Origin of the sequence: Allobosea sp. LjRoot90, assembly GCF_964254315.1 — a bacterium.
Taxonomy (GTDB): Bacteria; Pseudomonadota; Alphaproteobacteria; order Rhizobiales; family Beijerinckiaceae; genus Allobosea.
In genome coordinates, this window is sequence record NZ_CAXUTF020000001.1 from 672,110 (window position 1) to 698,990 (window position 26,881).

Consider the following 26,881-nt stretch of genomic DNA (forward strand, 5'->3'; position numbering starts at 1 on the left):
CTCATCCCTGTAGGATTTGAAGGCCGCTGTCTTGGGACAGCGGCCTTTTTCGTAGCTGTGGTCGCTCGTCAGAAGCCGAAGTTGAAGCCGGCCTTGACGATGTCACCTGCCGTGCGCATCCGCATGGTCGCGTACTGGCCGGGCGCCAGCCCGGTGAAGTCCTGTAGCAGCATGCGCTTCTGGCCGAGCTCGTAATGGGTGTAGTCGAGCCGGATCGTCATCCTGGGCGCGATCGCATACTCGACGCCGCCGCCGAGCGCCCAGCCGTGGAAGAGGCCCGAGCGCGAGCCGCTGGCGGCCGAGGTAGTCTGCAGGTTGTCGGGCGTGATCGAGCCCTTCTGCTCGACGAGGCCGTAGGCGTAGCCGCCGGTGCCGTAGATCAGGAAGTCGCCGAGGGCGACGCCAGCGCGCGCGCGTACCGTACCCAGCATCGAGAGCTCGTTGCTGGAGCGCGTGGTGAACTGCGTGCCGGGATTGGCGGAGACGCTCTTAGCGCCGCCCAGGCGCGTGGCTGAGAGATCGCTTTCGGCGCCGATCACGACTGCGCCGATCTGGTAGTTGAAGCCGAACTGGGCGCCGCCGACTGCGCCTGCTCCGTCCGGCGTCAGGCTGCGCGGGACCGCCGACGGATTGATTGCCCAGGGAGCCAGCCCCGGGACGCCGACAGCTGTGACGGCCGAGCTGTTCGTCGCGGTCGTCGTGGTGGTGGTGACCGTCGTGCCTGGAATGGGGCTCGTGACCGTCGTGCTGGTCGTCGTGGTCGTGGTCGTAACTGCCGTATTGGTGGTCGTGGTCGTCGGTGTGGCCAGCGGGCTGCCGAACGGGCCTTCTACTGTGGTGCGACCGCTCTGCTGCCCGCCGCCGAGCGAGCCGCCGACATAGAAGCCAGTCCAGCGCGGCTGGTCGGGCAGGATGGTAGGCAGGGCGGGGGCATAGATCGGAGGCGGAGGAGGCGGTGCGCTCAGCGGTTGCCGCGGCCCACCGGGGCCGCCCGGCGAGCGCGGCGTATAGTCGGCGCGGCGGACCCGGGGCTGCTGCACGGCCGGGCAGATCGGGCAGGTCTGCGCGACCTGGACGCGGTTGCGGCTGGGTGCGGTGGCAGCCAGGCGGAGCGCCTCGTTCTCATGCTGCGAGCCGGGATAGAGGCGGGCGAAGAGCTTGAGGGACTCAGCGTCGCCGGCGAGCACGGTTTCGGCCCAAGCGGTTTCCTCGGTCCGCTGCGCCAGAACGCGGTGCAGCCTCAGCGCGCTCTGGTCGTCGGGATTGGTGTCGAGTGCAGTGCGATAGATGTCGCGGCGATCCCAGGCGATCGCGGTGCGAGAGGCGTCGGCCGGCGACATGGCGCGCAATGTCGCCGCTGTCGGGCGGGTCGCGAGCGGGACGGCGCCGGCGATCGCAGGCTGTGCCTGGGGGGCGCCCGCTGGACGCTGGAAGAAGCTGACATCAGTGATCAGCGAGGAGGTGTCCCAGGGAATCTGGATACCATTGGTGGCGTCGTGAACGGCGAGGCGGATGCGCCGGAAGACCTGCTCCACCGGCAGGCCCGGCTCGCGCGCCTCGCGCAGGAAGGCGGTGGTGAAGGGGCTGTTGGGGCCGGTGCCATCGGCTGCGGTCGATCCCGGCGAGGTCGCGAAGGCGACGAAGGTGCCGCTGTTGGAGTCGATGCGAGCGAGGCCGGCTTCGCTGCGAATGCCCTCATTCGCACCGTCGACCATCTGCAGCGCCAGGCCACGGGACAATTCGCGCGCGGCGAAGGGGTTGTTGCGACACGCATCGAGAATGGCGATCTTCGACCGGGCGCCGGCCGCGTCGAGCTTGCGCAGGATCTCGGTCAGCGAGAGCGACTGGTTCGGGATATTCGCCGAGGTTTCCGGGCGAACATCTGTTGGCAGGATGTAGTTCGCACCGTCGAGCTGGACGGCGTGGCCGGCATAGTAGACGAGCGCGGTCGAACCGGTGCCGCCCTGCTTGACCTTGTCGACGAAGACATCGAGGGCGCTGCGCAGTCCGGCCAACGAGAGATCGGTCGCGGCGGTGACGTCGAATCCGGCCTCCTGCAGCATGGCGCGCGTCGCATTGGCGTCGTTGAGGGCGTTCGGCAGCTTCGCGATGTTCTGATAGGCGCCGTTGCCCATGACGAAGGCGAAGCGCCGCTGTTGCGCCGCCGCGGGCGACATTGTCAGGGCGAAGGCACTTATAATCGCACCAAATGCCAGCAGGGCACAGATAGGTAGCCGCAGGCCATTGCGCATGGCGCCTCCTCGGCGGCCCCCCGCTTGAAACCGGAGCCGCCCGATTCGTGTCGTACCGTCAGCCAGATGAGCTTAGCTGCCGTTGCACCGTCTGGTGAACAAGATTATGTCGCGAAATCGACGCAAGACGAACACTGTGTGCGTTCCGCCACGGTCGACTGAACGATCCAATCGACGCACTCGGGGAGCGAGCCACTGGGTTCGCCATTGCGAGAGGCGCTTGCCAGGGACGATGGCGAGAACGGCTGTAACCGTCACAAGATCCGGTCGATGCCCTCCGGAGGCGCTCCCTGACCGCAAGGCTGGTGGCGGACCGAAGGAGGCGAGCAACCCGCCTGTCGCTATGGGCGGATAGAACTGGATTTTCGGGGTCACTTTCCTTAGGGTGACGCAGGGAATGGTGCCATGACCGCAGTCGTCAGATTTTGCGCACTGATCGCTCTTCTTGCGAACCTTGTCGCGCTGCCGGCGCTTGCCCAGACCCAGGAGCGCCGTGTCGCGCTGGTGATCGGCAACTCGGCCTACAAGAACGCGCCCGCCCTGCCCAATACGCCGAATGATGCGCGCGACACCGCCGAGGCGCTGCGCAAGGTCGGCTTCGAGGTCGTCGACGGCATCGATCTCGACAAGCGTGGCATGGACGCCGCCGTGTCCCGCTTCGCGCGCCTCGCCCAGGACGCCGATGCGGTGATGTTCTATTATGCCGGCCACGGTTTCCAGTTCAACGGCGAGAACTTCCTCGTGCCGATCGAGGCCAAGATCGATGACGAGGTCTCGGTCCAGTACGAGACGGTCAAGCTCAGCGAGGTGACCACGGCGCTGAGCTTCGCCAAGGGCGTCAAGATCATGGTGCTCGACGCCTGCCGCAACAATCCCTTTCTTGCCCAGCTCTCGAAAAAGCAGACAACACGCAGCTTCTCGGTCGGCACCGGCCTGGCGCCGATCGTCAAGGCGCAGGGCATGGTGACGGCCTATGCGACCCAGGCGAACGATGTCGCCGCCGACGGCGCCGGCCGCAACAGCCCGTTCACGGCGGCGCTCGTGCAGGAGATCAAGCAGCCCGGCCTCGAGATCGCGACCCTGTTCCGCCGCGTCCAGAAGGCAGTCTACGACTCCACTGGCGGCAAGCAGACACCGGAGCTCTCGCTCTCCCTGCTCGGCGATTTCTACCTCAATCGTGAAGAGACCGACGCCGATATCTGGAAGCAGCTGCGCAGCAGCGACAACGCCGCCGAGATCAAGGCCTTCATCCAGCGTTTCCCGACGAGCTTCTTCGTGGTCGACGCCAAGACGCGGCTCGACCTGATCGAGCGTCGCAGTGCCTCGCCCGATCGCGAGAAGAGGGAGCAGGAATTCGCGGCGCGCGAGAAGGAGCTGCTCGATCGCGTCCAGAAGGCCGAGAAGGACCGGCAGCAGGCTGCGGTCGATCTTGCGGGGCGCGATGCCGGCAAGGGCGATGGCGAGCGTTCCGTGCCAAAGCCGGGCGAGACTCCTGCGGCGAAGCCTTCCGACGCCAGCGAGCGTGAGCGCCTCGCCAAGGAACTCGCCAAGCGCGAGCAGGAGCTGGCGGCGCTCGAGGCCGAGAAGGCGAAGCTGATTCAGGAGCGCCAGGACCGCGAGAAGACAGTGGCAACGCGCAATGACGCCAGCGGCGCGACCGAGCTGCCCGTGCCACCAAAGCCGCTGCTGCCCAGCACGAGCGCCCGCCCGCAGCGGCAGGAGCCGCGCGAGCTCAAGCCGGCGCAGCGTGTGGTGGTCGACCGCAAGTCGACCGGAATCCTGACCGGTGGCGTCGAGGCGGAGCCGGAGCCGCGCAATGCTCGCGGTCGCCGGCCAAGCAAGCCCGCCGCCACAGACGATTGCGCCGACGCCCTGCGGGCCCAGATCGGCGGCAGCGCTAACAACTGCCGCTGAGACCGTCTCGCGCCGACTGCGGCGAGGGCAAAGGGCTGGCGAGCGCGAGCTGACGATCGTTCGCGGGCTCAGGCCGTCTCAAGAATGACCGAAATTGCAGTCCAACGCATGCGATAGGCGGATTTCCTCGATGAACGACATGGCGACGAACCCTTACGACGCGGTCGCCTATCCCGGGCATGCCTTCGCGCAGACGCACCCAGCGCATCTGGCGACGATCGGGCATGTGCACGGCATGAACCCAGCTCCCACGACGGCGATGCGCGTCCTCGAGCTCGGCTGTGGCCGCGGCGGCAACCTGATCCCGATGGCGCTGCAATGTCCGGGTGCGGAACTGGTCGGCATCGATTTGAGCGGGCGGGCGATCGCGCATGCCAGGGCGGACGCCGCCGAGCTCGGCGCTACCAATGTCAGCTTCCACCATCTCGACATCATGGCCGCGTCGGCTGCGCTCGGCCGCTTTGACTACATTCTCGTGCACGGGGTCTATTCCTGGGTGCCGCAGATGGTGCGTGAGCGGATCGTGGCGCTGTTCGGCGAATTGCTGACGCCGCAGGGCATCGCTTATGTCAGCTACAACGCCCTGCCGGGTTGCCGGCTGCGCGATCTTGCCCGCGACGTCATGCTGTTCGAGACGCGCGACATCGACGATCCGATCGAGAAGGTCGGGGCGGCGCGAGCTGCGATCAAGCGTTTCGCCGAGGCGACCGATGCCGAGACCTTCTATGGCGCGGCCCTGCGCGAGCGCATGAAGCAGATCGAGACGATTCCGGACAACGTCCTCTATCACGACGATCTCAACCCCGGTGCGCGTGCCTTCGCCCTGCACGAGGTTCTGGCGGCGGCGGAGCCCCATGGGCTGCAATTCCTGGCCGAATCGTCCTTCCCTAACAATTTCGGCGGCGCCCGTGGCCCGGCGCAGCAGGTGCTCAACGAAATCCCGATCACGGAGCCGCTCCGACAGGAGCAATCGCTCGACCTGCTCATCGGCCGCTGCTTCCGCCAGACCCTACTCTGCCGTGCCGACGTCGCGCTGCATCGCGGCTTCTCGGGTTTCAGCCTTGAGCCCTACCATCTTGCGGCGAGTGTCAGCGAGGTCGAGGAGAAGGACGAGAAGCGGCCGGAGGCTGTGAGTTTCCTGTTCGCGGAAGGGGTGCGCCTCGCTTTGGACCTGCCGGCAGCCATCGCGGCCCTGCGGGCACTAGGCAAGGCCTGGCCCGGCAGCATTGGCCATGGCGAGCTCGTGGCGCTGGCCTTGCACGAGGCGAAAGACAGCCTGGGGCCCGATCTTGTCCGCGAAAAGGGCCGTCTCAACGAGGCGCTGACCGCGATCTACCGCGCCGGCTTGCTTGAGATCAATCTGGAGCCGCATCGGCTGACCACGCGCATCAGCGAGCGGCCGCTTGCGAGCCTGTTGGCGCGGCGCCAGGCGCTGACCAGCCAGGAGGTCACCGATCTGCGCCATCGCGCGGTCGCGCTCGATGGCGTCGTGGTGCGCAAGTTCGTCACCCTGCTGGATGGGACGCGGACGCCGGCGATGCTGCTCGACGAGGTCAACGCCTTCCTGACGGAAGCGCACGCTTCCGGCGGCGATACCTCGGCTTTGCCGAAAAGGGCTACGGCAGCGGAGGTGGACATGCATTTGAAGGATGTCGCGCGGCTGGCCTTGCTGGCAGGCTGAGCTTGCCGTGGTCGGACCGCCTGCGTATTGCGGAGCGCGGCAGCAGCGGTAGCGAGGGATGAGTCAGCGCTTCAAGCAGTTTCAGGCCGCATTCCAGGAGGATGCCTGCCTCGAAACCATCATGCAGGCGCGACAGGGCGGCATCACGCTGGCCTGCTCCGCCTGCGGGAAGACCGCGGCCTTTGCGCCTCGGGTGAAGTTGCGCGCCTATGCCTGCCCGCATTGCGGTTTCCTGGTCTCGCCCTGCAAGGGGACACCGTTGGAGAGCCGGCGCGCTTCGCTGCAGCTCTGGTTCTTCGCGCTCAAGGCGTTGACCGAGCAGGGCCCGCGCGGCGCGGCCACGACGCTGGAACGCGAGGGACATATCCCGGCCCAGCAGGCGCGCCGGATGATTGCCGAATTGCAGGAGGCGGCCGGCAAGGACGCCAAGGGGCCGGACTGGCTCGTGGCGGCGCAAAAGTCGGTGATCGGCAGTGCCAATGTCACGAACATGGCTGCCGGCGCGCCGTTCGCTGCAGCAGGCGGCGGTTCCCGGCTCAGGCTCGCCTCCTATATCGGCGGAGGTGCACTGGTTCTGGCCATCGCGGGAGGCGTCGCGGTCGCGACCCTGAGGCCGGGGTCGACCGAGCTGAGCGGCGGGTTCGAGCCGATGGAAAGCGTCGAGGCGCCGTCGCTGAAGGCGCCGACCCGGCCTTCGCTGATCCTGTCCTCGGTCGAGGGCGATCTCGAAGCCGCGCGACAGGCGACGCAGTTCGCCCTGAATGCCGATCCATCGCTCAAGGCGATCACCGAGCAGGTGGGGTCGGCGGGCGCATCAAATCAGCAGGCGATGCCGATACCGGTCATGCCGCCGTCGAACATCATCCTCGTTCCACCGAGCCTTCCGGGCAAGCCCGGCGCGCCCGCGACAGCGGCGCGCTCGCAGCTGCCGCAGGCGCCGATCAATTACAACGGCGACCCCAATCAGATCCTGACCTTCGGGCCGATCAAGATCCGCCGGCATCTGGTCGAGATGATTGTCAGGGCAGGGCGCGTCGTCGGCGCCGACCCGACCCTGCTGATGGCGGTCGCCGACAAGGAATCCTCGTTCGCGACGGAGGTGAAGGCGAAGACCTCCTCGGCGACGGGGCTCTACCAGTTCATCGAGCAGACCTGGTTCGGCGTGATCTTCGAGTTCGGCCGCAAGCACGGGCTCGTGGCGGAGGTGGCGCTGATTTCCCGCAGCGGCCGGCAATTCGTCATTGCCGACGCCAATGAGCGCCAGCGCATTCTCGACCTCAGGCGCGAGCCCTATCTCTCGGCCTTGCTGGCGGGCGAGATGCTGAAGCGCGACACGCTCAGGCTGGAGAAGGCGATGGGGCGCCATCTCACCGGCGGCGAGATCTACCTGATCCATTTCCTCGGGCCGGATGCGGCGCAGACCTTCATCGAGACGATGGAGGAGACACCTGGCGCCAGCGCTGCGGCGCTGCTGCCGCGCCCGGCGGAGGCGAACCGCCCGATCTTCTATGCGCAGTCCGGCGGTGAGACCAAGACGCTCTCGGTCTCCGAGGTGCACAAGAAGTTCGACGAGATGATCAAGGTCAGGCTCGATCGCTACAAGGTCGTGCGTGGGCCCGCTGTCGCGCCGGCGAGGGCGCAACAGAAATAGGAGCCGGATGCGAATACCGGCCAGGTCAGGCCAAAGCGAACGCGGGAGCAGCGAATTTGCCGCGAAAGCTGCCATGGCCCATGATCAAGCGAGCGCAGAGGCGAGGAGACGACGATGGCGAATAACCGGTTCGAGCAGGTCGATGAGCCGCAGCCCGATGCCATCACGCTGAGCCTCGGCCAGCGCGACGGCAAGAGCTTCATTCGCATTGCCTGCCCGGCGGAGCTGGCCGCTGGCCATCTCGCCAATGATTTCGTCAGTGACGAGCTCGATCCGATCGAAGGCTTCCGCTCCGCCGTGCGTCTTGCCAATGAGATCAAGGCGCCGATCGTGGTCGAGGATAATGCAGGCCTCTGGCAGGCGGAATGGGGCGAGCTCTTCCGGGAGGAGTGAGGGGCGCGCGCAACTTCGGCCGTGTTTCCGTCATGGTCGGGCTTGTCCCGACCATCCCCGTCTTCGCTTCAACTATCGAACGCGATGTTCAAGACGTGGATGCTCGCCACAAGGGCGAGCATGACGGCGGTGGGCCTGCCGCTGTCACTCGATCCGGAAATACTTGATGCCGAGGCCGACCTTGCCGCCGGCGCGGGCGATGTCCTGGTGCAGGCCGGGGAAGACGTCGCCGGCCGGAGCCGGGTTGGGCCCCGATAGCGTCGGCAGCGGCGCCTGGCTGACGAGGGCCAGCACGGTCTGCGGCCGCACCGGGGCGCCAGAGGCGGCGGTCGATTCCAGTTTCAGGCTGAAGCTCGCCTTGCCACCCTCGCGGCGGGTATAGTTCGCGAGATTGTAGACCAGACCGTCATCGCCGATGAGCAGGATGTCGAGATGCCGGCTCGGGTCGCTCTCGACCGTGCCCGTAAGCGTGTCGCCGCTCTTGATGGTGAAGGCACCGATCTGCATCACCGGACTGCGGTCGACGCCGCGGCCGAGCTGGCGCAGGAAGTCGACCATCGGACACTGCGCGGCCGTCACCGAGCGGAGACTGATCTGCGCCTCATAGCCCTGCGCCTTCTTGAAGGCGGCATCGAAGCTGACGAAGGGCTCGGCCGAGCTGCCGAATCCTTCGATCGTGGTGCGCTTGTCGGCGATCGCCGTCGGCCACAGGAAGAAGCAGGCACCACCGTCATAGGTCGCGACATAGCGCTCGGTCCGCTCGGCAGCGGTACGCGGCTCGGGTTCTGGGCCCGATGGCGTCGGTAGCGGGACGGTCGGTGTCGGCTTGGGACCGGTCGTCGATGCCGGGCTCGGTGGCGGTGAGGCTGGCGTCGATTTCAACTCCGGTGGGGCTGCAGCAGGCGGCTGTGGCGGCGCAGTCGGACCGGGAGCCGCCGGCGGCTGCAGGGCGGGTGGCTCGTTCTGGCTCGCTGGCTGCGGCGACGGCCCCGGAGTGGCCGGCGGAACCGGGTTCGCAGGGGTGAGCTCGGGTGGCGGGCTGCCCGATCCCGTACCCGAGGGAGGCGATGGACGATCATCGCTCAGGGTAGGCGGCGACGTGTTCATTGCCTGTTGGGTTGGGCTCGCCCGGCCCAGCATCTGCCAGGCGACGAAGCCGCCGCCCGCGAGGAGCGCGAGCGCCGCGACCCCGGCGACCAGCGGCCAGGGGAAGGCACGCTTGCCGCTGGGCCCCGCGCTACCCTTGGCCTGCCAGGCGGCGACCTCGGCCATGTCGGCCTGGCGATCCTTGGGATCGGGCGCGAGCATGCGCGCCAGCAGCGGGCGGATGCGCTTGTCGATGGCCGAGAGATCCGGAATGCGGCGGCGCTTCTCGAGGATCTGCATCTGCGTTCCGCCCATGTCGAGCGGACGGCCGCCGAGCGCCTCGGCGAGTACGAGGCCAAGGCTGTAGATGTCGGACTTGCCGGTGACCTCGGCGCCGTAGAGGCCGAGCTGCTCGGGCGAAACGTAGTTGTACTTGCCGGCGAAGCCGGAGCCGATCACCGTCTTCTCGGCCAGCTTCGACTTGGCGATGCCGAAATCGATGATCTTGGCGCGGGTGACCTGGCCGCCAGGGAGGATGATGTTGTCGGGCGAAACGTCGCGATGGGTGATGCCGAGCATATGGGCGGCGTGCAGGCCGGACGCGATGCGCCGGCGCAGCAGGTCGACCTCCTCGAGCGGCAACGGCCCCTGTTTCAGGCGGTCCGAGAGCGGCTGGCCGTCGACGAACTCCATGGCGAGATAGGTCGCCTGCGTCGCCGGGTCCACGGTGAAGACGTAGTAGCGGACGATCGCCTCGTTATAGAGGTTGTGCAGCGCCGACGCCTCGTTGCGGAACAGGGCGATGACATTGGCATCCTGCGCCATGTCGGAGCGGACGATCTTGATCGCGACCGCGTCGCCGGTCTGGATGGCGCGGCCCTGATAGACCTCGCCCATGCCGCCGGTCGCGATCAGGCGCTCGATCTCGTAGATGCCGTTCAGCCGGACGCCCGGTGCCAGGCCGGTGCGTGGCAGGAAGACGGTGCGGTCGGGGTCGCTCATGGCGCATCGCTCCGGCGCTGGCGCATGTTCGGCACCCAGCGTGTCTTCTCGGTTCCGCCATCGTGATGATAGCGCACCACGATGACGGTGACATTGTCGGTGGCGCCGCGCTCCAGGGTCAGTGCCAGCAGTGCGTCGCTGGCGGCCTGCGCGCCGCCCGAGCCGGCCGCTCGCAGGATCTCCTCGTCGCGGACATGGTCGGTCAACCCGTCCGAGCAGAGCACGAAGACGTCGCCGCCTTCGAGCTCGCCATTGTCGATCTCGAGCTCGGGCCGATCATGGACGCCGATGGCACGGGTGATGACATGCCGCCTTGGCCAGGTCCGCGCCTCCTCGGCGGTGAGCAGGCCGCGCTCGATCATGTCCTGCGCCTCGGTGTGATCGCGCGAGACTTGGGTGATCTGCCCGCCGCGCACGAGATAGACGCGGCTGTCGCCGCACCAGACGCAGGCGAAATGGCGGCCATGGATGAGCAGCACGGCGAGCGTCGAGCCCATGGTCGCGCCGTCATGCTCGCGGATCTTGCGGCGCAGTTCCGCATTGGCCTCGATCACGCCGCGCTCGAGCCGGTCGAGCAATTCAGCGGCGGAGGCGGCCGGGCCGATGGCGGAAAGGCTCGCGGCTACCGTCGCGCTCGCCATGGCGCCATTCTGATGACCGCCCATGCCGTCCGCGACGGCCCAGAGGCCATGCTCGGGCCGGACGACCAGATTGTCCTCGTTGTGACTGCGCACGCGCCCGGCATGGCTGACTGCGCCCGTCTCGAAGGCGGCGCCGGGGCTGTGCTCGTTCATGCTGTCGATCCTGCACCGAGGAAGGCGTCGAAGCGTCCGGTCAGAAGGCCGGTGAAGAGATAGGGGCTCGGCAAGCCCTGGCCGACCAGAGCGAGCGGCTCGAAATCGTCGCCGCCGACCGTCCAGAGATAGCTGGCGTGGGCAAAGGAGCGGGTGTGGTCCTCGACCCGCAAAGCGGTGAGCCTTGCCGGGAAGGTGGCGGAATCGAGCGCGCTGACGATCGTGCCGTCGGAGAGCCTGACCATGTCGGCCGGCGGGGCGGCCATGAGGTCGTCGCTCGGCATGGCGAGCCCGCCGAGCGCCTGCGAGACCGTCTCATAGCTCGCCTCGGGCTCGAGCGCATGCAGCAGGAAGTCCTCGGCTTGCGCGAACCAGGCGTCCTGCGGGTCGAGCTCCGGCGGTGGGATTGCCGCGCCAGGGCCGGCGAGCGCGAAGACCGTCAACGGGAAATAGCGGCCTATGCCGTCGACCGACGGCATGAAGGCGCCGGCGACCGTGGTGCCGCAGAAGGCGCTGCCGAACCAGAAGCGCCAGATCGGGGCGTTCAGGAAGGCATTCTGCCAGCCGGTGCCGAGCTCGACCCGGCTGGCGGTGAGCCCGCCCTGGAGCCAGGGCTCGTAGGCCGAGAGAAAGGCGGTGGGGGCACCCAGCGCGATGAAATCCCGCTTGCCGGGAAGCTTCCCGAACAGTCCGCAAGGCATGTCAAATCCCCGCCGGACAACGGATTTCGCGCAGTGCCGGCAGCACCAGCGGGTTCTTCAGCGAGCCGACGCCGAACTGGTAGCCGACCTGGCGGCCACTGGCGGCGAGCGTGAAGACGACATTGTCGCCCTGGCGCAGCACCGAGCCGGCATCGAGCAGACGGAAGAACGACCAGTCGCCGTCGCGCTCGAACATCTTGACCTCGCTCGGCGCCGCCGGGGTCGGGCTGTTGGAGAAGAACCCGCCGCCGAAGATGCCGCCGGCATTGCTGTTGTTGGCAGCAGCGCCACCGATCGCGAGGGTGATCGAGGTCTTCTTCAACCCCGCTCCCGGCCACATCACTGGCGTCGGCGTGTTGACGCCCTGCTGGCTGGCGACCGTGAAGCCATTGATCTCGAGCTTGGCGCTCTGCGCATCGGAGGAGATGGTCGTCGGCACGACCACCATCTGGAAGTTGGGCAGGTTGCCGCCGGTCGGGAAGAAGGCCTCGCGGATGTCGCTGGCACGCTGGAATTCGCGCAAGGTCGTCGGCGAGAGGGCGCGCGCGACCCGGCTGTCCTGACGCCAGCTCCAATTCTGGCCGGACTTGTCGATATAGGGGTCGAGCCGCTCCTTCATGAACTTGTCCATGCTGCCGCCGGGAGCGAACATGCTGGCGAAGGCGGTGAGCGGGACATCGCGCGCCGAGCCCTTCACGAAGGGGTAGCGGTTGGTCAGGATGTCGGCGCACTGGCGCGCGACATCGCTGGCGAGCGCTTGCCGCAGCAGCGAGACGGTGGCGCCGGTCGCGTCGCCCTCGAAATCGTTGACGGCGGCGACGATCATCGCGTCGAACGGCGCCGGATAGCGCGAGGAGTTGCCGCGCAGCGAAGCGATCAGCGGCACCAGCGCCGCATTGGCGGCGGCAGCCTGCGCCGGCGTGGTCGCAGCGATGGCGAGGTTCTGGTTGATCTCGGCGAAGATTTGCAGCGCCTGATCGACCGGCCGCTTGCCGCCATCGCCCTCGACCAAGACGTGGAAGGCCTTGAACTGCGACTCGATATTGGCGCCGAGTGCCTCGCCGCCACCGCCGCCGCCGAGGACGCGATCGACGCCGGGTGCGCTGAGCGGCAGGCTGGTGCCGAGGCGGCTCAGCGAATAATTGGCGCGCTGCTCCAGGGTCTTGGCGGTATGGGTGGCGACCTGTCCCGCCATCTTCTCGGCGCCCTGGGCGGCTGCGGCTTGTTTCGGCGCCGCTCGTTCCTTGGTCAATTGCGTCTCGTCGCGGATCGATTCCAGCAATTGCTTGAAGGGCGAGGTCGGTGCGGCGATCGCCGAGAGCGCGATGTATTTCGGCTTGTCGGCATTGAGCGGCCGGAGCTTCAGCCGGCGCAGCGTCCGCTGCCAGGAGGCGGTGAAGTCGCGCGCATAAAGCTTGAGCAGGTCCTGGAACAGGCTGGCATATTGCGAGGTGATCGCCGCCTGGTCGGCATTGTCGCCGAGCACCCAGCGTTCCTTCTCGATGCGCTCGCCGATATCGCCGAGCCGGTCGACGAAGGCGCTCTGGAAGCCGTCATAGGTGTAGAAATAGGGCACCCGGATCGAATCCAGGTCTTCACCGGAGACACCCTCGAAGACCAGCCGCGCATCCGAACCGCCGCGGATCGCCGCGACCCAGTCGCGGCTGGCGTTGCGTCCCTGGGTTCGCAGCAATTCATAGGCACGCTCGGCAATGCTGAGCCGGCGCAGCGTGCGCTGGCTGCTCTCGATCAGCGGCTGGTTGAGTTTGACCACCGGTTCGCTGCCGTCGTCGAGCTCGAGGAGCGCGATCAGGTGCTCCTCCAGCGCCTCACGGCCCTTGGCATTGGCGGCGCCGGGGAAGAGGTTCTCGGCCCAGTCGAGCCGCATCCAGGCGAGCACGAGGTCGCGGTCGAGCGGAGCGCGGCCGCCGACCATCAGATAGACCTTGAGCGCCTCGTAGATGAAGCCGGGGTTGTTGACGTTGGCTTCGAGCTGTTCTTCCAGCCGGAAGATGATGCGCGAGCGCAGCAGCCGTTCCAGCGCCTGATGGTAGCTCTCCTGCGCCGCCGATTGCAGCCGCTCGCGCTGGCTCAGGCCGAAGGTGGCGGCGACCGGCGTCGGCTCGTCCTTGTCGGCGTAGCCGGCCGGCATGTGGCGCAGCTTGTGCAGCAGCGGCAGGACGCGGCTGAAATTGCGGTCCGACAGCGTCGTCTCCTGCAGCACCGGGGCGGCGCTGGAGCGGTAGTCGGCGAGGCCGTAATTGCTCTGGTTGATCAGGTCGCTGTTGCGGGCATAGCTCGTCCACCACATGCCGCCGAGCGCCAGCGAGACCAGCGCGACCGCGCTGAAGCCGGCGATGCGCATGAGGGTCGAACGGCGCGCGGCGCGAAGATCGGTCGAGACCCAGCCGGATTCGCCGATGATTACCTTCTGGATCAGGTCGGTGAGGAAGAAGCTCTTGCCACGGCCGGAATAGCTGCCGGAATCGGCGTGTTCGCTGCCGAAATTGCGCGAAAGCGCGCCGATCAGCTGGTCGATCGGCGTACCTTCCTGGGTGCCGGAGGTGAAGTAGAAGCCGCGCAGCGTCGCGCTCGACTGGTAGCGCGTCGGTTCGAAGACCCGGCCGAGAAAGTCGTTCACGATCGGCTTCAGCGCCGCCATCTGGCTCGGCAGGCCGAAGAGCTTGGCGCGCGAGGTCGGGTTATGCTCGTCCTGCAGGCGATCGGAGAGGCGCTCGTTCAGGCGCTCGATCAGCGCGTCGAATTCAGGCGGCACGTCGCCGATCATGTTGCGGGTCTTGTCGACGGTCTGGAAGGTGTGGCCCCAGACCATGCGCCGCTGCGGCTCGGAGAGCGCGGCGAAGAACTCGTTGAAGCCGGCGATCAGGTCGGTCTTGGTGAAGACCGCATAGACCGGGAAGTCGATCTTGAGCCGTTCGTTGAGCTCGAGCAGGCGGGCGCGGATCGCCTCGGCATGGGCGGTGATCTCCTCCTGCGAAGAGGTCAGCAGGTCCTCGACGCTGATCGCGACCATGACGCCGTTGATCGGCTGGCGCGGCCGGTTGGCCTTGAGCAGGTCGAGGAAGGAAAGCCAGCTCGTCCGCTCGGCCTTGGCGTCGGTGTCCTGGGTGGTGTAGCGGCCGGCAGTGTCGATCAGCACCGCCTCCTCGGCGAACCACCAGTCGCAATAGCGGGTGCCGCCATTGCCGGCGACCGCCGCCGGCGCCTGGCCGCCGCGGGCGAGGGGGAACTTCAGCCCCGAATTGACCAGGGCGGTCGTCTTGCCGGCGCCGGGCGGACCGATGATGACGTACCAAGGCAGGTCGTAGAGATAGTTGCCGCCATCCTTGCCGCGGGTGCGCCTGAGCGTCGCCAGCGCATCGCGCATGCCGGCGCCGAGTGCGGCGCCGTCGCCGGCTTGTGACTCCTCCTTGGCCATTGCGTCGGAGAGCGCCGCGACGGCCCTGCGCCGGCTGATCACGATCCAGGCGATCCAGCCGAGCGCGCCGAGCATCAGGATGAGCGCAATCGGCAACCTGACCCAGAACGATTCGAACGGACGCACCTCGCCGAAAGCGACAAAGGGGCCGCCGAACCAGATCAGCAGCGTCAGCGCGAGTGCGCCGACAAAGATGGCTGCGATCCTGAGCCACGTCGCGAGATTCATCGTCTGCCCGTCTCCTGCATCATCGTCCGCCCTAGCCGTTACGCTGGATCAGGATCTCGACGCGCCGGTTCTTCGCTTTTCCGGCTGCGGTTGCGTTGGTGTCGATCGGCGCGTCGGTGCCCTTGCCCTCGGTGCTGATCCGGTCGGGTTGCTTCAGCTTGCTTTTCAAGAGGTCGCCGACCGCTACCGCGCGTGCCTTCGACAGTTCGAGGTTGGAGGGGAAGCGGGCTGTGCGGATGGGGTCGGAGTCGGAGTGGCCGACGACCTTGATCGCGCCGCCCTCCTCGTTGAGCACGGCGGAGATCCGCTCGATCAGCGGGCGGAATTCGTTGCGCACCACGGCCTGACCCGGATCGAACAAGGTGATGTCCATCAGGCGCACGATGATCAGGTTCGGCGTGACCTGGCAGGTGATCGGCGGCTGCACCGTAGCGCAGACCTTGGGCTGCTGCGCGGGGGGCGGCAATGGCGGTGGCGGCCTTGCTGCGATCTTGCGGATGATCTCGATGTCGCTCTTGGGATGAACCGAAAGCAGGGCGGCGGCCGAGGCCTCGGCATTGCCGCCGAGCAAGGCGCGGAAGATGAAATAGAGGCCGAGCACGGCGACCGCTGCGACGGCCGCGACCGACCAGACCGGTATCTTGAAGCGCGCCAGCCGCGCGACCAGAGCCTGGCCCTGCCAACGCGGCGAGAGTTCGGGATCGGGCTGCTTCACGCGCCTCAGCGTCTCGAACAGGCTGCGCTGGATCATCTGCAGGTTGGCGGCGCCGCCGGCCGAGGTGCGGTGCACGCCCTCGAAGCCGAGCGCCAGGCAGGCATGCATCAGTTCGAGCAGGTCGTAATTGACGCTGGGGTCTCGCTTGGCGCGCTCGAGCTCCTCGAAGAAGCGCACGCCGCCGGTACGCTCGCCGAAGAAGCGCGACAGCATGCTGTACTGCGTCCAGACATGGCGCTCGTCGCCGGGGATGTTCTGGACGATGTCGTCGGCGAAGGCGCAGATGATGTATTTCGCAGTCCGCGTCTGCTCGGCGGTGAAGCCGGCGGCGCGCACCTCATGGTCGAAGGCCTCGATGGTCTCGCCGACCTGTCCGATCATCTGCGTCGCCGGCGCGCTGCTGATGTTGGCGCGCAGGCGCCCGAGCAGGAGCAGCAGCGGGCCGGCCGCCTTGAGCAGCGGGTTGATGTTGGGCGTGAGCATCTGCTCGCGCTTCGGCAAAGCCTGCGGCACATAGCCCTGAGGCGGCGGTGCGCTCGGCCGCGGTTGTGGCTGCGGCTGCGCCATCCACTCCTCGCCGCCGGGCACGCCGGGCGAGGGGGCTCCTTGCGGGTATTGCGGGGCGCCCGAGGGCCCATAGGGCGAGGCCTGCGGCGGGTAACCTGCGGGCTGCGGCGGCGGGTAAGGCTGGCCCTGTGGCGGTTGGCCCGGCGCTCCCGGCGCCGGGCGTGAGGCTGGCGGCACGCGCCGTCCCGCCGGGTTCGGCCGGATGAAGGTCCGGTCCGAACGGCCGAACGGATCGGAGCCGTCGTTGCTCATCGCCTGCCCTCGAGCACGGCCCAGAGCTCCATTTCGAGATCGGGCCAGTCACCGGAGAAATGCATGCCGATCGAGCTCGCCGTGCTGAACTCCGGCCAGAGCGGCGAGGTGCGGTCGAGGTAGAAATAGACGTGGTCGGTCAGCGCCCGGATCTGGGGCGGCGGCGTCGGCAGGTGGACGAGATTGATGCCCGGCAGATGGGCATGGACGATCTCGTTCATCTTGGTGTTGGGGCCGATCTTGAACAGATGCGGGAACTGCGACTGGATCTCGGTGAGGGGCCGGCGCGCCGCGACTTCGAGGATCAGCGTCGCATTGCGCATCAGCGCGCGGTCGCGGATCGTCGACATGAAGGCGTTCTGCGCGCGCTCGACGATCTCGAGCCGGATGGCGCGGCGGCCGAGCTGGGCCGAGAGGAAGTCCTGGATGTCGCGCACCAGCGGGGTGAAGCAGCCTTCCAGGTCGTCATGGTCGTAGGCCGGGTAGTCGCGGGCGCGGCGCTCGGCGGTGGTGAAGGTCGCGAGCTCGCCGGCGATGGCGAGCAAGGCGATGAACAGCCGCTCAGGGTGGACGAAGCGCGAGCCGCGCATGTGCTTCAGCACCGGAATGTGCCGGTTGAGCAATTGCAGGATGAAATAGTCGGCGCTCTGCAGGCCGCCGCCGGCGGTCGGGTCGGCGGCGTAGCGGGCGAGCTCCTCGAGCTTGTTGTCGATCCAGCCGATGACACGGTCCATCCAGCCGTCGACGACTGGGTGGGCCGAGCAGAGCAGTACGGGCGGGGCGAACTTCTCGTCGAACAGGATGGCGCGGTCGCGCACTTCGAGGATGCGCCCGAGCGCGAGGCCGACATAGCCGGGCTTGCCGGTCTTGCGCAGTTCCAGGCCGAAGCGCGGATGGGCGATGTCGATCTCCTCGTCGACCCGCAATGAGGCGGTTGAATCGATCAGCATCTCGGTCGCCGGATAGAAGCGGCTGGCCGAGCCGTTCAGGCTGTCCTCGACTTCGCGGGTGTTGGAGGCGGCCAGCGGCAGCGAGAGCCAGGCGATCTGGCCGGAAGCGTTTTCCGGCACCTCGATCGCGGGCGGCAGCGGTGAATTGTCCGGCATCGCGAAAGGCGTGCCGTCCGGCATCACGCCTACGGCCCGCCGCAATCCGATGCGGCTCTGCTGCGCCAAGTCGCGGTCGATCTCGAGCACCGAGAACCCCCACGGGTAGGGCGTGACGTGCCGGGCACGATTCTCCAGCAGATTCTCGAGATAACGATCGTTCTGCTGCAGGTGATGTGGCCGCAGGAACAAGCCTTCGGACCAGACGACCTTACTATACCACGACATCCGGTTCTCGCTATCTCAAGGCCTTGCGGGGAGCATATACAGCTCGTTCCCGAGCGTCACCATTCGTATGGGGGAGGGCAAGACCGGCTCTGCCTGCCACAAGGCGGTCTTTGCCGGGGCAAGCCGCCTCGTTGACTTGCCCGGCCGGCCGGAGCGAAGCTCCGGATCGAGCGATCCATGAAGGTGTCCCATGCCGAAAGGCCCAGCCGCGCGCATTCTCGATCCCACCATCCATCCGTTGCCCGGCGTGCTGCAGCCAGGTCCCGGAAGCGTTAATGTGATCATCGGAGGCAAACTCGCCTGGCGCGGCGTTCCGGCCGGCGCCGCGGCGGCGATCCAGGGGGCCAAGGCGGTCTCCGACGCGGCGATCCAGGTCGCCGAGGCGGCGACGCTCGCGGCGGCGGGCACGCCAGGGGCGCCGGCCGCCAAGGTCGCGGAAGAAACCGCGAAGGCGACCGCTGCCGCCAGCATGGGCTCGATGATCACCGGCGCCGCCGGGGGAGCCGACATCCATATCTGCGCGACGCCGCTGCCGATCCCGCCGCATGGGCCGGGCGTGGTGATCGACGGCTCGCAGACCGTGCTGATCAACGGGCTGCCCGCCTGCCGCGTCGGCGACACCATCATCGAGGCGGTCGGGCCGCCGAACAAGATCGCCATGGGCATGCCGACCGTCATCATCGGCGGCTGAGATGGGACGTCGTCGTTCTCCCGACCGGGTTGTCGCGGCCGAGGAGCGCTTCCGCCTGCTGCGGGTCCAGCGCTTTTCCTCCGATAATGAAAAGGCGATCTGGCACGGCCAGTCGCGCAATGCGCGTGTCGCCAAGGTGCTGGTCTACATGGCGGCGATCCGGATGCCGGGCCAGGGAGGGCTGCCGCTCACACCCAATCCCAGCGTGACCTGCAAAGGCGCCGAGCAGCAGTTCTTCAGCGCCTCCGGCGAGAACGAGGCCGCGCATCTGCTGCCGGGCCAGATCCTGATCGACAACGCCCATCCCTGGCTTTTCCTCCAGGGCGAGCCGGCGCGACTCCTGCAGAACGAATTCGCCTATGTCGACCCGATCCACGCCAACTACAACGCGGCCGACCGGCTGGCCGAGCGCAACGGCATGGTCGACAGCTTCGCCGCGGCTTGCCGCGCCGTGCTGACCAGCTCGGGCGAGCCCGAGCGCGACGTCTCGAATGCCTATCATCGCGTCTGGGTGTCGGGGGCTTTGGCGGCGATCGCGGCTGCCGAGCATGAGCTCCGATCCGAGCCACTACCGCCGCCGCTGGTCTATGGTGCGCCCGGCACCGAGGATTACGGCATGATCCTCAATCTCGAGGAGCGCGGCCAGGCGATGAACGACGAGGAGATCTGGGACAATTTCGAGCAGCTCAGCATGCTCGACTATTACCGCGCGGCCTTCGACGAGACGCCGTCCGAGATCGAGCCGCGTGCGATCATTGGGGTGCTCTCGGGCTTGGTCCGGTAGCTTCCCCCGCAGATTGCGGGCACCGACGGCTGCGAAACCTGACCTTAAGGAATTCGCGTGCAGCACTGGCCTCCCTCAACTGGAGGTCGCTGACATGGTGCAGCGCCATATGCTTGATCGCCTGCGGGCGATCAGCCTGCGCCATCAGCTCTATGCTGCGAGCTGCACTTTCTTCGTCGTGATCTGTGCGCTGGTGGCGGTCGCTATCCTGTCCTTCCGGCAGCAGGCGGAATACCAGGACAAGCTCGGCCTGTCGTCACGTTCGGCCGCATATATCGAGCGGGTGAACGGTCTGATCTACGCCGTCGTGATGGAATCGCGCGGCATCTACATGTCGAGCGATGCGGCGACCGTGGCGCGCTACGGCGACAACCTGTTGCGGCGCAATCGTGACCTCGCCGACGTCGTCGAGGCCTGGGAGAAAATCGTCCGAAACGACGATGCCGAACTCTTCGCGGCATTCAAGACGCGCATCACCGACTTCATCCGCTTCCGGGCCGAGCTCGTGCGCCGCGCCAACGTCATCGGTCAAGCCGCCGGACGGGCATGGGGCGACAACGAGGCCAATCGCACGACCCGGGCCGCCCTCAATGACGACCTCGAGGCGCTCGGGCGCGTCTATGCGCGACGGGCCGACGAGATCGTCGCCCTGAACCAGCGCGCCTGGTTCACCACCTGGCTGATCGTCCTGCTCGGTCTCGTCGCGCTCGCTCTCGCTGCTTACGTTGGCGCGGTGATCCGCCGCTCGCTGATTGCCCCGTTGCACGACATCACTGAAACCGCCGACCGCATCGCGGCCGGCAAGGTCGTCGTCACCGTGCCGCACAGCGAGCGGCTCGACGAAGTCGGCAAGCTCGGTCAGGCCGTGCAGCAGCTCCAGGACACGCTGGTTCGTAACAAGGAGCTGCGGACGCTTGAACGGACGAGCTCGCGGCAGCGCGACAATCTCGAAATTCAGCTCCAGGAGAACAAGCGCCATCTGCTGGCAGCGATCAACAGCATGATGCCGGGCCTGATGATGCTGGATCTGGAGGGCAGGGTCATCCTGATGAACGAGTCCTACCGGAAGATCTATCGGCTTCCGCAGGACATGCCGCAATCGGGCCTGACGATCCGCGATATCCTCCGGCGCCGGATCGAGATCGGCACATTCTCCGGCGACGTCGAGAGCTATGTCGAGGCCATCCTCGCGCGGATCGAGCAGGGCAGGCCCGCCGTCAAGCATGTCGACCTGAAGGACGGACGGGTCATCCGCATCGTCGAGCGGCCGATGACCGGCGGCACCGGCTGGGTGTCGACGCATGAGGATTTCACCGAGCAGCGGCATCTGCAGCGCTCGCTCGAGCGCACCGAGCATCTGCTCGCCGCGATCATGGAGAACATCCGCGTGGCTGTCGTCGCCAAGGATGCGGCCACGCTCCGCTACATATTCGTCAATCGCGCGGCAGAGATCCTGTTCGGCGTCGACCGCGCAGAAATGGTCGGTCGGACGGCACGCGACGTCTTCGGTGCCGAAACCGCTGAATGGATCGAGCGCGAGGATCGCCAGCTCCAGCGGGCGGATGCCGGTGCGGCGATGACGGTGCGCAGCATCGAGACGCCCGGGAACGGTCGCCGCCTGATCGGCATCAGGCGTGTGCCGATCGCGAGCCATGATGGTGAGTCGCGGGTGCTGCTGAGCCTGATCGAGGAGCGGACCGAGCAGGCGACGCAGGCTGCCGGCTGAGACGCGCGTCGCCTCAGCTCTCGCGGCGTGCGGGTGAAGTGGTCGCAACGATCAGCCCGGCGACGACGATCACGGCGATCCCGGCCCAGGTCATCGGCGAAGGCAGGTCGCCGAACACGACAAAGCCGAGCACGGTTGCGCCGATCAATTCGAGATAGACGAAGGGCGAGAGCGTTTGCACCTGCGCCAGGCGGAAGGCGCTGATCGTCATCAGGTTGCTGAGCGTCGAAACCAGGCCCATCAGCAGGATCAGCAGCAGCCCTTCGCGCGTCGGTGTCGTCCATTGCAGCAGGGCTAAGGGCATCAGCATCAGGATGCCGAGTACGAGCTGGATCGTCAGCGTCGCCACCGGCGGCCTGTCCTGGGCTGTGGCGCGAGTCAGCACCAGATAGCAGGCCATGCAGAAGCCGGAGGCGAGCGCGATCAGTGTGTCGGTGCTGGTTTCGGTACCCGGGCGCACGACGAGAACGGCGCCGACGAAGCCGAGGGCGACGGCGAGCAGTTTTCGCCGGTCGAGCCGCTCGCGCAGCGCGACCGAAGCGAGCAGGGTCGCCGCGATCGGGGCGATGAAATAGGCGCCGAGCGCATCGGCGAGCGGAATGCGTGTGATCGCCACGAAATAGAGCGTCATCGCCGTGACGAGAAAAGCGGTGCGCAGGATCTGCGCCAGCCAGTATCGGCCTGACGATGCCGAGGGAGCTACGGGGGCACGCCCGCGCTGGATCAGGGCGACCGGGAGGATGAAACCGAGCGCCGCGACATAGCGTATCCAGCTCAGGAAGGCTGGAGAGTGCGCGCCGCTGAGGTATTTGGCGATGGCGTCGGAGGTCGGGATGATCAGCATCGCCACCGCCATCAGCACGACGCCGAGCGTCTCGTTGCGGAGGCGAGGGCGGGGCTGATCCGAGGAGGAGTTCATGCGGCCGAGCCTTACATGATTCCGCCTGACGGCAGGCGCTGTCGTTAATGCCTTTGAAGCCCCGGTAAATGCTCGTTAACCGCTTCCGGCGTCAGCCGACCAACAGTGCCTTTGCGACATTGACGCGAACAAACAGAAAACTAATATGAACATATAAAGAACATTGGAGATCGGACATGCTGGTTGCTCGCAAGCTGATGGCCGGAGCCGTGGAGTTCCTGGCGCTCGCGCTCTTCGTTGGAATGATCTGGGTCTGGGCGGCGCTCGCCTCGGGGCCGCACGTCTGACAGCGCTGCGGACGGGGGCGGGGAGGCTTTGGCGGCATGTCCACAGCCTCGCATCCCGGCCCGCTCGACCCGGATGGGGTGGCGCGCCATAACCGGTTCGGAGCATGCTCTAAGGATCAAGAATCGGCGCAGGTCCCCCCGCTCGGCCCACTGGCTGAACGGATGGTGCGCCGGAGGGCGCGATGACCGACCGCAAAGACGATACTCAGGTGAAGGACGAGGTCGGCTTTGTCCACCTCCATGTCCATTCGAGCTATTCGCTGCTCGAGGGCGCGATCCAGGTCGGCACACTCGCCAAGCTTGCCGCCAGCGACGGCCAGCCGGCCATGGCGCTGACCGACACCAACAACCTGTTCGGTGCGCTCGAATTCTCCGAGAAGCTGGCGAGTTCCGGCATCCAGCCGATTGCCGGCGTGCAGCTCTCCGTCGATTTCGGCGATGAGGAGAATGGCGGGCGCAAGCCGATCCAGAGTGTGACGCCGCATCTCGTCCTGCTGGCGACGAGCGAGGCCGGCTACAGCAACCTGATGAAGCTGGTGACGCAGGCCTGCCTGGTGGCGGGGGCCGGCGCGCCGGTCGCGGCGATCGACCATGTCGCCGCATGCGGCCATGATCTTATCGCGCTGACTGGCGGCTTCGGTGGGCCGCTCGACGCAGCACTGCGTGCCGGCCAGCCGGCCCAGGCTGCCGCACGGCTCGCGCGTCTGCGGGAGATCTTCGGCGATCGGCTCTATGTCGAGCTCCAGCGCCATGATCGCGAGGACGGAGCGACGATCGAGGCCGGCTTGCTGCGGCTCGCCTATGATTCCGACCTGCCGATCGTCGCGACCAACGAGCCTTATTTCGGCAAGCCCGCCGATTTCGAGGCGCATGACGCGCTGCTGGCCGTCGCGGCCGGCAGGCTGGTCTCCGACAATGAGCGCCGGCGCGTCACGCCGGAGCATTATTTCGCCAGCCGCGCCGAGATGAAGCGGCGCTTCGCCGACCTGCCGGAAGCGCTGGCCTCGACCGTCGAGATCGCCCGGCGCTGCTCCTGGCGCGTCGGCCTGCGCAAACCGATCCTGCCGCGCTTCGGCGAGGAGGGGCGCGATGAAGCCGAGGAGCTGGAGAGCCAGGCAAGGGCGGGGCTCGAGGCGCGGCTGGCCAAGCATGGGCCGGCCGCGGGCTTCACCGTCGAGGACTACGAAAAGCGGCTCGCCTTCGAGCTCTCAATTATCACCCGGATGAAATTCCCGGGCTATTTCCTCATCGTTGCTGACTTCATCAAATGGGCCAAGGATCATGACATCCCGGTCGGTCCGGGACGTGGTTCCGGCGCCGGCTCGCTCGTCGCCTATGCGCTGACCATCACCGACGTCGATCCGCTGCGCTTCGGCCTGCTGTTCGAGCGCTTCCTCAACCCCGACCGCGTCTCGATGCCGGACTTCGACATCGACTTCTGCCAGTACCGGCGTGAAGAGGTGATCGAGTACGTCAAGCATCGCTATGGCGAGAAGCGCGTCGCCCAGATCATCACCTTCGGCACCTTGCAGGCGCGCGGCGTGCTGCGCGACGTCGGCCGCGTGCTGGAAATGCCCTACGGCCAGGTCGACAAGCTGACCAAGCTGGTGCCGCAGAACCCGGCAAAGCCGATCACCTTGCCCGAGGCCATCGCTGGCGAACCGAAGCTGCAGGAGGCGGCGGCGGAGGAGCCGGTCGTCGCGCGCCTGCTCGAGATCGCCCAGAAGCTCGAAGGGCTGCACCGCCACGCCTCGACCCACGCGGCCGGCGTCGTCATCGGCGACAGGCCGCTGGAGGAGCTGGTCGCGCTCTCGGTCGATCCCCGCACCGGCATGCGCGTCACCCAGTTCAACATGAAATGGGTCGAGCAGGCCGGGTTGGTGAAGTTCGACTTCCTCGGCCTGAAGACGCTGACCACGCTGACCATCGCGGTCAAGCTGATCGCCCAGCGCGGCATCGCGGTCGACCTGGCGCAGCTGCCCTTCGACGATCCGAAGACCTACGAGATGCTGTCGCGCGGCGAAACGGTTGGCGTGTTCCAGGTGGAATCGGTCGGCATGCGCAAAGCGCTGGTCGAGATGAAAGCCGACCGGATCGAGGATTTGATCGCGCTAGTGGCGCTCTACCGCCCCGGCCCGATGGACAACATCCCGACCTATTGCCGCCGCAAGCTCGGGCTGGAGGAGCCGACCTATCTCCATCCGGGCATGGAGCCGTTCCTGGCCGAGACGCATGGCATCATCGTCTACCAGGAACAGGTGATGCAGGTGGCGCAGGCGCTCTCGGGCTATTCGCTCGGCGAAGCCGACCTGTTGCGCCGCGCCATGGGCAAGAAGATCAAGTCCGAGATGGACGCCCAGCGCGACCGTTTCGTGAAGGGCGCCATCGAGGGCGGGCTGAAGAAGGACATCGCCTCGGAGATCTTCGAGCTCCTGGCGAAATTCGCCGATTACGGCTTCAACAAAAGCCACGCGGCCGCCTATGCCGTCGTCGCCTTCCAGACCGCCTATCTCAAGGCCAATTACCCGGTCGAGTTCATCGCGGCGTCGATGACGCTCGACATCGGCAATACCGACAAGCTCTCGGAGTTCCGTCGCGACGCGGAGCGCCTCGGCATCAAGGTTGAGCCACCCTCGATCGGCCGCTCCGGTGTCGATTTCGACGTTGCGGATGGCGCGATCCGCTATGCGCTCGGGGCGATCAAGGGCGTCGGCCGGGTGGCGGTCGAATCGATCGTCGCGGCGCGGGCCAAGGAGGGTCCGTTCCGCGACCTCGCCGATTTCGCCCGCAGGATCGACACGCGCCTGGTCAACCGGCGCACGATCGAGGCGCTGATCTCGGCCGGAACGCTCGACGAGATCGAGCCGGAGCGGGCCAAGGCGATGGCGGCTGTCGACGGCATGCTCGCGCTGTCGAACCGCACCCGCGACGCAGCCGAGGGCGGCCAGTCCGAAATGTTTGGCGGCGGCGGGGTGGCGGAAGCCTTCCGCATCCCGCCGTTCGAGCCCTGGGCGCCGGCCGAACGGCTGCAGCGCGAGCACGATGCGGTCGGCTTCTTCCTGTCGGGGCATCCGCTCGACGATTACGAGCATGTTCTCAAGCGCCTGCGGGTGCAGAGCTATGCCGATTTCGCCCGCAATGTCCGCGCCAGCGGCACCTCGATCGCCAAGGTCGCCGCCTCCGTCATCGACAGGTCGGAACGGCGGACCAAGTCCGGCAACAAGATGGGCATCGTCCAGCTCTCCGATCCTAGCGGCCAGTTCGAGGCGATCCTGTTCTCGGAGGGTCTGCAACGCTATCGCGAGCTGCTCGAGCCTGGAGCTGCGCTGGTGCTGCGGCTCTCGGCCGTGCTCGACGGCGAGGAGGTTCGCCCGCGCATCGAGGATTGCGAACGGCTCGACGAACTCGCAAACCGGCAGAAGCAGGACCTCTGCATCTTCCTGCGCGACGACAAGGCGCTGTCCTCGATCGCCGAACGGGTGAAGCCGCGCGACGGTGTGCGCGCCGACGGCAAGATCTCGCTGGTGATGATCCTCGACGACGGCGCCCAGGAGGTCGAGATCGAATTGCCGGGTCGCTATCCGGTCAACCAGCAGGTCGCCAATGCGGTGCGCGCCGCGCCGGGCGTGGTGAACGTCGAATTGCGCTAACGGAACTCGTCAGTGGCCAGCCTTGCGCTGCCGGCGGCCAAGGCATCAGAGTGCGCGCAGACAATGATGATGTCCGGGGGGACTGAATGAAGCAGTATGTCGCGCGCATCCCGATGAGCCTCGCTGTTCCCGAAGCGATGCACTGGGCAATCAAAGACGTGCTCGAAGGCGAATACGAAGCTGGCTTCGATGGCGTCGGCCTCGACATTCTCGACATCGGCGCCAATGTCGGCTCGTTCGCGCTCTGGGCGAGCGCGCGCTGGCCCGGCAGTCTGGTGACCTCCTACGAGCCGCATCCCGGCACCTTCGAGCTCTTGAAGCGCAACACGCATCAGCGCCGCGACATCGTCACGGTCAACGCCGCGCTGTTTCCAGGCGGTCAGAAAACAGCGACCTTCCTCAGCCGCTTTGCCGGCGACGGTGAATCGGGGCTCGCTTCCTATGCCGGCGACACGTTCGTGGCCGGAGCGATGGTCGAGCGCTACGAGGTGGCGGTGGTCGATCCGGCGAGCCTGCCCTCGGCCGATATCGTCAAGATCGACATCGAGGGCGGGGAGGGTGACGTGCTCGATCATCTCGACCTGTCGAAGACCTCGCTGGTGCTGCTCGAATACCAGAACCGCAAGAACCGCTTGCAGCTGGAGGCGCGCCTCGCCGCCGATTTCGAGTTGATCGATACGGTCGAGCACATCTGGGACCCGCTGCTCGAGCAGCGCTGCTACCGGCCCGATCTCGCCGGCGACGTCTATGGCCGCATGTTCGCCGCCCGCAGGGGCATCACGCGGATGACTCGCACCGCAGTTGCGTGAGGGGAA

At 67.0% G+C, this 26,881-nt stretch carries 17 protein-coding genes; 9 read left to right on the forward strand and 8 right to left on the reverse strand.

All coding sequences use genetic code 11. The features are described from left to right. Positions 1-68: 68 nt before the first annotated feature. On the reverse strand, positions 69-2,252 hold the full coding sequence (locus ACSQ3M_RS03275) for a caspase family protein (RefSeq protein ID WP_436148631.1): 2,184 nt from the start codon (positions 2,250-2,252) through the stop codon (positions 69-71). A 405-nt stretch (positions 2,253-2,657) separates the two neighbouring features. Between ACSQ3M_RS03275 and ACSQ3M_RS03280 the strand changes: the two genes are divergently transcribed. From ACSQ3M_RS03280 to ACSQ3M_RS03295, 4 genes are all read left to right on the forward strand, one after another. Beyond that, positions 2,658-4,166, forward strand: a complete 1,509-nt coding sequence (locus tag ACSQ3M_RS03280; protein ID WP_436148632.1) for a caspase family protein — start codon at positions 2,658-2,660, stop codon at positions 4,164-4,166. Between the two features lie 130 nt (positions 4,167-4,296). Next, positions 4,297-5,847 (forward strand): methyltransferase domain-containing protein, encoded by a 1,551-nt coding sequence (locus tag ACSQ3M_RS03285; protein WP_436148633.1) that lies wholly within the window; start codon positions 4,297-4,299, stop codon positions 5,845-5,847. A 58-nt stretch (positions 5,848-5,905) separates the two neighbouring features. Further along, positions 5,906-7,498, forward strand: coding sequence for a transglycosylase SLT domain-containing protein (locus ACSQ3M_RS03290; protein ID WP_436148634.1), 1,593 nt, complete (start codon positions 5,906-5,908; stop codon positions 7,496-7,498). A 114-nt stretch (positions 7,499-7,612) separates the two neighbouring features. Further along, a complete protein-coding gene (locus ACSQ3M_RS03295) occupies positions 7,613-7,891 on the forward strand; it encodes a hypothetical protein (RefSeq protein WP_436148635.1) in 279 nt (92 codons plus the stop codon). A gap of 144 nt (positions 7,892-8,035) precedes the next feature. Here ACSQ3M_RS03295 and ACSQ3M_RS03300 read toward each other — a convergent pair whose 3' ends face one another. Genes ACSQ3M_RS03300 through tssK form a run of 6 tightly spaced genes read right to left on the reverse strand, consistent with a single transcriptional unit; the run spans position 8,036 to position 18,009 of the window. Further along, on the reverse strand, positions 8,036-9,979 hold the full coding sequence (locus tag ACSQ3M_RS03300) for a protein kinase domain-containing protein (RefSeq protein WP_436148636.1): 1,944 nt from the start codon (positions 9,977-9,979) through the stop codon (positions 8,036-8,038). After that, on the reverse strand, positions 9,976-10,773 hold the full coding sequence (locus ACSQ3M_RS03305; protein ID WP_436148637.1) for a PP2C family protein-serine/threonine phosphatase: 798 nt from the start codon (positions 10,771-10,773) through the stop codon (positions 9,976-9,978). The genes ACSQ3M_RS03300 and ACSQ3M_RS03305 overlap by 4 nt, the downstream gene beginning before the upstream one ends. Further along, entirely contained in the window at positions 10,770-11,474 is a 705-nt protein-coding gene (gene tagF / locus ACSQ3M_RS03310; RefSeq protein WP_436148638.1) for a type VI secretion system-associated protein TagF, read from the reverse strand. Before tagF ends, ACSQ3M_RS03305 begins: the two co-directional genes overlap by 4 nt. A gap of 1 nt (position 11,475) precedes the next feature. Further along, the gene (gene tssM, locus ACSQ3M_RS03315) at positions 11,476-15,141 is read right to left on the reverse strand and encodes a type VI secretion system membrane subunit TssM (protein ID WP_436148639.1); all 3,666 of its coding nucleotides are present in this window, start codon (positions 15,139-15,141) and stop codon (positions 11,476-11,478) included. Positions 15,142-15,172: 31 nt separating this feature from the next. Next, entirely contained in the window at positions 15,173-16,675 is a 1,503-nt protein-coding gene (gene icmH, locus ACSQ3M_RS03320) for a type IVB secretion system protein IcmH/DotU (protein WP_436148640.1), read from the reverse strand. Beyond that, entirely contained in the window at positions 16,672-18,009 is a 1,338-nt protein-coding gene (tssK, locus tag ACSQ3M_RS03325) for a type VI secretion system baseplate subunit TssK (protein ID WP_436148641.1), read from the reverse strand. The genes icmH and tssK overlap by 4 nt, the downstream gene beginning before the upstream one ends. A 190-nt stretch (positions 18,010-18,199) precedes the next feature. Between tssK and ACSQ3M_RS03330 the strand changes: the two genes are divergently transcribed. From ACSQ3M_RS03330 to ACSQ3M_RS03340, 3 genes are all read left to right on the forward strand, one after another. Beyond that, positions 18,200-18,700: a PAAR domain-containing protein gene (locus tag ACSQ3M_RS03330; RefSeq protein WP_436148642.1), complete on the forward strand. Its 501-nt coding sequence runs from the start codon at positions 18,200-18,202 to the stop codon at positions 18,698-18,700. 1 nt (position 18,701) lies between these two features. Further along, positions 18,702-19,484 carry a hypothetical protein gene (locus ACSQ3M_RS03335; RefSeq protein ID WP_436148643.1) on the forward strand — a complete coding sequence of 261 codons (783 nt, stop codon included), beginning with the start codon at positions 18,702-18,704 and terminating at the stop codon, positions 19,482-19,484. 94 nt (positions 19,485-19,578) lie between these two features. After that, positions 19,579-21,210 (forward strand): PAS-domain containing protein, encoded by a 1,632-nt coding sequence (locus ACSQ3M_RS03340; RefSeq protein ID WP_436148644.1) that lies wholly within the window; start codon positions 19,579-19,581, stop codon positions 21,208-21,210. Positions 21,211-21,223: 13 nt separating this feature from the next. Here the strand turns inward: ACSQ3M_RS03340 and ACSQ3M_RS03345 are convergent, their stop codons facing one another. Further along, on the reverse strand, positions 21,224-22,129 hold the full coding sequence (locus tag ACSQ3M_RS03345; RefSeq protein WP_436148645.1) for a DMT family transporter: 906 nt from the start codon (positions 22,127-22,129) through the stop codon (positions 21,224-21,226). A gap of 469 nt (positions 22,130-22,598) precedes the next feature. Between ACSQ3M_RS03345 and dnaE the strand changes: the two genes are divergently transcribed. Beyond that, entirely contained in the window at positions 22,599-26,066 is a 3,468-nt protein-coding gene (gene dnaE / locus ACSQ3M_RS03350) for a DNA polymerase III subunit alpha (RefSeq protein ID WP_436148646.1), read from the forward strand. Between the two features lie 86 nt (positions 26,067-26,152). Then, on the forward strand, positions 26,153-26,875 hold the full coding sequence (locus tag ACSQ3M_RS03355) for an FkbM family methyltransferase (RefSeq protein ID WP_436148647.1): 723 nt from the start codon (positions 26,153-26,155) through the stop codon (positions 26,873-26,875). The last annotated feature ends 6 nt before the right edge of the window (positions 26,876-26,881 follow it).

Excerpts from the sequence above, each read along its gene's own strand:
- ACSQ3M_RS03290 (WP_436148634.1), top strand. The coding sequence starts at position 5,906 with ATGAGTCAGCGCTTCAAGCAGTTTCAGGCCGCATTCCAGGAGGATGCC.
- ACSQ3M_RS03335 (WP_436148643.1), top strand. The coding sequence starts at position 18,702 with ATGGGACGTCGTCGTTCTCCCGACCGGGTTGTCGCGGCCGAGGAGCGC.
- ACSQ3M_RS03275 (WP_436148631.1), bottom strand. The coding sequence starts at position 2,252 with ATGCGCAATGGCCTGCGGCTACCTATCTGTGCCCTGCTGGCATTTGGT.
- tssM (WP_436148639.1), bottom strand. The coding sequence starts at position 15,141 with ATGAATCTCGCGACGTGGCTCAGGATCGCAGCCATCTTTGTCGGCGCA.
- ACSQ3M_RS03345 (WP_436148645.1), bottom strand. The coding sequence starts at position 22,129 with ATGAACTCCTCCTCGGATCAGCCCCGCCCTCGCCTCCGCAACGAGACG.
- ACSQ3M_RS03305 (WP_436148637.1), bottom strand. The coding sequence starts at position 10,773 with ATGAACGAGCACAGCCCCGGCGCCGCCTTCGAGACGGGCGCAGTCAGC.
- ACSQ3M_RS03340 (WP_436148644.1), top strand. The coding sequence starts at position 19,579 with ATGGTGCAGCGCCATATGCTTGATCGCCTGCGGGCGATCAGCCTGCGC.
- tssK (WP_436148641.1), bottom strand. The coding sequence starts at position 18,009 with ATGTCGTGGTATAGTAAGGTCGTCTGGTCCGAAGGCTTGTTCCTGCGG.
- ACSQ3M_RS03285 (WP_436148633.1), top strand. The coding sequence starts at position 4,297 with ATGAACGACATGGCGACGAACCCTTACGACGCGGTCGCCTATCCCGGG.
- icmH (WP_436148640.1), bottom strand. The coding sequence starts at position 16,675 with ATGAGCAACGACGGCTCCGATCCGTTCGGCCGTTCGGACCGGACCTTC.
- dnaE (WP_436148646.1), top strand. The coding sequence starts at position 22,599 with ATGACCGACCGCAAAGACGATACTCAGGTGAAGGACGAGGTCGGCTTT.
- ACSQ3M_RS03280 (WP_436148632.1), top strand. The coding sequence starts at position 2,658 with ATGACCGCAGTCGTCAGATTTTGCGCACTGATCGCTCTTCTTGCGAAC.
- tagF (WP_436148638.1), bottom strand. The coding sequence starts at position 11,474 with ATGCCTTGCGGACTGTTCGGGAAGCTTCCCGGCAAGCGGGATTTCATC.
- ACSQ3M_RS03295 (WP_436148635.1), top strand. The coding sequence starts at position 7,613 with ATGGCGAATAACCGGTTCGAGCAGGTCGATGAGCCGCAGCCCGATGCC.
- ACSQ3M_RS03330 (WP_436148642.1), top strand. The coding sequence starts at position 18,200 with ATGCCGAAAGGCCCAGCCGCGCGCATTCTCGATCCCACCATCCATCCG.
- ACSQ3M_RS03300 (WP_436148636.1), bottom strand. The coding sequence starts at position 9,979 with ATGAGCGACCCCGACCGCACCGTCTTCCTGCCACGCACCGGCCTGGCA.
- ACSQ3M_RS03355 (WP_436148647.1), top strand. The coding sequence starts at position 26,153 with ATGAAGCAGTATGTCGCGCGCATCCCGATGAGCCTCGCTGTTCCCGAA.